The sequence below is a fragment of the Cryobacterium sp. 10I5 genome (genome assembly GCF_035019865.1).
Classification (GTDB): domain Bacteria; phylum Actinomycetota; class Actinomycetes; order Actinomycetales; family Microbacteriaceae; genus Cryobacterium; species Cryobacterium breve_A.
Genome location: NZ_JASJVI010000168.1, coordinates 1 through 3,428, shown reverse-complemented (window position 1 = coordinate 3,428; position 3,428 = coordinate 1). Strand labels below are relative to the sequence as shown.

3 protein-coding genes are annotated in these 3,428 nt (G+C 58.7%); 2 read left to right on the top strand and 1 reads right to left on the bottom strand.

The window, feature by feature from the left end; translation table 11 throughout:
* Positions 1–539: 539 nt before the first annotated feature.
* Positions 540–1,313, bottom strand: coding sequence for a hypothetical protein (locus tag QN350_RS19370; RefSeq protein ID WP_322139464.1), 774 nt, complete (start codon positions 1,311–1,313; stop codon positions 540–542).
* 190 nt (positions 1,314–1,503) lie between these two features.
* On the opposite strand from QN350_RS19370, the gene QN350_RS19365 reads away from it, so the two are divergent.
* Both QN350_RS19365 and QN350_RS19360 read left to right on the top strand, forming a co-directional pair.
* The gene (locus QN350_RS19365) at positions 1,504–2,853 is read left to right on the top strand and encodes a competence protein CoiA family protein (protein WP_322139465.1); all 1,350 of its coding nucleotides are present in this window, start codon (positions 1,504–1,506) and stop codon (positions 2,851–2,853) included.
* 153 nt (positions 2,854–3,006) lie between these two features.
* Positions 3,007–3,363, top strand: a complete 357-nt coding sequence (locus QN350_RS19360; RefSeq protein WP_322139466.1) for a DUF4238 domain-containing protein — start codon at positions 3,007–3,009, stop codon at positions 3,361–3,363.
* Positions 3,364–3,428: the final 65 nt, after the last annotated feature.

Sequence of the window (3,428 nt, the reverse complement as noted above, 5' to 3'; positions counted from 1 at the left end):
GGGGAAATCCTTCCCCGCCCTCTACGACACTATTCGGGACGATCCCGGTGCCTTACCCAAGGTTGACAGAGAGGGGTCACCCCGGACGACGAGGTCGTGCTGTTACCCTTCGGCCGGTCGGACCCCGCTGTCGAGGACATAATCCGAAGCGGCCAGTTCGAGGTCACGTACCCGAACCCGGACGGAAAGGCTGCTCACCTTGCAGCGGTGAAGACCGCTTATCTCGCGGCATGCCTAATAATGAGGGAGATCCCACGCACGCCCCATTCAGACGCCATTCGGGCCGAACTCCTGGCGGCACGAGACCGTGACCGCGCTGAGAGCTATGAGCTGAGTTCTCTTCTGAAATCTATTCAGATGTCCCGGAGTGAGGCCGAACCCGTTCTCGGAGAAATCTGTCTCACTTCCCTGAGTCTCCAAGACGGATCTATTTCATATGCCATCAGCTTCAACCGAGTCTTCGCAGTCGACTGGCCACTTGATCCCATCAGGGTCGAGGTGTGCGAGAGCCTGCCTAACGATACTCAGGCGACTTTCGACTAATCATTGTCAGCTGCGCTGAACGCCTCGTCACGCCTTATCGCTGCAGGGAACTCATCCCTGATATCGAACGGTAGTTGCAGCGCCTCGGTAATTTCCGCCAGCGCTCGAAGAGCGTCCTCGTCTCCACAGAGTTCGAAGATCACGTAGCCAGCCAACGTTGCAGCCATTGCCGCAGTGAAGGGACCCGGTAATGGGCTCACCCCTTGCGGATCTAGGAAAAACTGTAGGTGGCCATCCTCCCCTGTCCGTTGGTAGACGAGGCTTGTATCTGCGCGCACGTGTGTGGCTAGGGAGAGTCGAGCGTACGGGACAGTAAGGGTCTCCGTGTTGACCAGCTGCTCAGCCATTCTTGTGAAACCGGGGAATGGGTCGCCGTCAGGGACGTCAATGAGAGCTGCCTTCTCCTTGAGAGACTGGTCCCCGATCCAATCGGCAAGCCTCTCGGTCTCGGCCTTGAGATTGTGATGGATGTGCCGCTGCAGGACGCTGAGGGCTCCGCGTCGATGGAGAACCCATTGCGCGGACAAGGCATGCTCAAGTGCCACCCGGACATTCACCCATCCCTCCCGTTCGAAATCACCTCCGGCGGTCAGGGCAAAATACGCGCGCGCCTGGCGGATCGCTTGAACGCCAATGCCCCAAGTTGGCTGTAGTGCTACCAAACGACCGTCATCGACGCCTTCGAACTTCGTATCGCCGACTTTCCCCCAAACGATGTCGACAACGGCGGCACATTCGGCTCTGCTCGGGTAACGCACCTCGTCGGCCATGAATACGAAGATACAGCCCGGGATTCGCGAACGAGTGCCTGCCCGCTCATGCAGAGCACTGGGAGTGCGTTTACAGAGTCTCCTACGATCTTGATGTCGATACCGGCGCGCGAAACCTGGCAATGTCACTGGTCAGCGGCAAGATGAGGACATGACTGAGAGTGCCGCCTCTGGCTCATCGGATACTCCGTTGACCCCGGAATCCGTGCCTTTCGCCGATGAGCATAAAGCTCGACTAGCTTCTTTCCAGAGCGGTGACGAGAGGTTCGTTTGGGGCGTTCGCACAGACACCGGCGCGCCGTGGTTTTTGTCGGAAGACACCGCACACGAGTCACGTGCCTTCGTCAAGGAATTCGTCGTGTGCCCCGTGCCCGGCTGTCGGGCTCAACTTACGACCGCGCACCGTGCAAAGAAGCGGGACGGTCTCCAACATATGTCGGACGGCGGGGGCCACTCGCGGGAGTCGATATTTCATTCGCAGGGTTGTGCTCTTGTTGAAGAATGGCTGCGACGAGAGTTTCCGAATTCGCACGTCCTGCGCGAGGAATACACGAACGAGCTGGGGGAGCGCAGAGCGGACGTCCTGCTTACGGGGCCCGCTGGTGACCGTGTTGCATTCGAAATTCAATACAGCCCGATCACCCCAGATGCTTGGCGGAACCGGCATGAGTCGTATCGTCGGCAGCATATTGCTGACGTTTGGCTGTTTGGTCACACCGGCAAGCAGCTACAGCTCCGCCCCGACGGCACTGTGTCCGTCAATCCCACGCACGAAGTCGTTGTTGAGCTGGGTTCTGCACTCATGTTCATTAACCCCGAACAGGAATTGATAGCTGTCGCAGTTGGCCGGGGTCGCGTGTTCAAGGCCGCGCTCGATGGATATGGCGATGAGGAAGTTCAAGTTTGCGACGTGCTCGATGCCGCCATCCTTGAGCTTCGGCCACTGGCAGAGTTCAGACCGACGAATGGCAGAGGGTTAGGCGGCAATTGGCTGGACGGGCTCTATACGCGTAGCGACAACCTTCGTCGACACAACGAGTCAGAGCGGGCCCGCGCCGTAGAACAACGGGAGCGCGCCGCAAGAGAATGGGAACGCATCCGTCTGGAAAAGATTGCCCGCCAAACGAAATGGGAGGAACGGCGTCGACCTGAGCAGGAGAAGATTCGGAGCCTCTTCTCGTCCGTTGAACGGTGGGGCCGAAGTGAAGCGCTCGCATCAATCACTTCGTACTTCGGTGACTTTCTGAGGGACCGCATCGAGATGAACGAGAACCCGACTGCGCCTTCGGTGCGGCTCATACGCTGGCAATGCGTCGTCTACTTTGACTTGATCGCGGGCCGCGACAAAGAGTTCGGAACCCGTGATGCGTACAATGCCATCATTCGCCGCGGTGTGAACATGGGCCAACCCGACGCGTTCAAACAAATCGCCAGCTACCTCTATCGCCTGGAAGAGGACGGGTACGTCCGCAGACTTCCGGACTACCGACGAGACTCATTCCCGAGATTCATACCCACGACCAGCGGCGCCTGGTGGTGAGCGCCGGCGACTACCGGCCGTCGAGAGCAGAACCTCTCCGCAGTTAAATGCGATGTTCTGCAGGCTGCGTGGGCCCGGGATTTTGGGACCGGTTGACCCCGGCCGACCGAGAAATCGCTCGATTCAACATGACATCTTGGGAGAGGTTCTGAAGTGAGCGACCGAGTTCAGCCAGTTGCACGACGCCACCACACGGTACCGAGGTTCTACCTGCAGGGATTCGCGGAACTCGACCGGGTGACCACCGTTCGGTTGCCGGGAGACCTTCGCTTCACGCAGTCCGTCAGCGACGCCACTGTCGTGAATAACTTCTACACAGTTGAGAATCACGAAGCCGGTCCCGACGTTATTGAGAAGGCGCTTTCGGGCATTGAAGGTGACGCTGCCGCCGTCCTGAAGACCCTTATAGAGGGAAAGTGGCCTCTTGCAGCCGAGGACCGTATGACACTTGGCTACTTCATTGCCCTTCAAGCCACACGCGTCCCCAATCAGCGCCGGGCCGGAATTTGATGCTCCTATTGTTGTCAAGCGCTGACTTTGGGTTGTTCACTGAGCCATGTGCGGTAGCGCTCAGA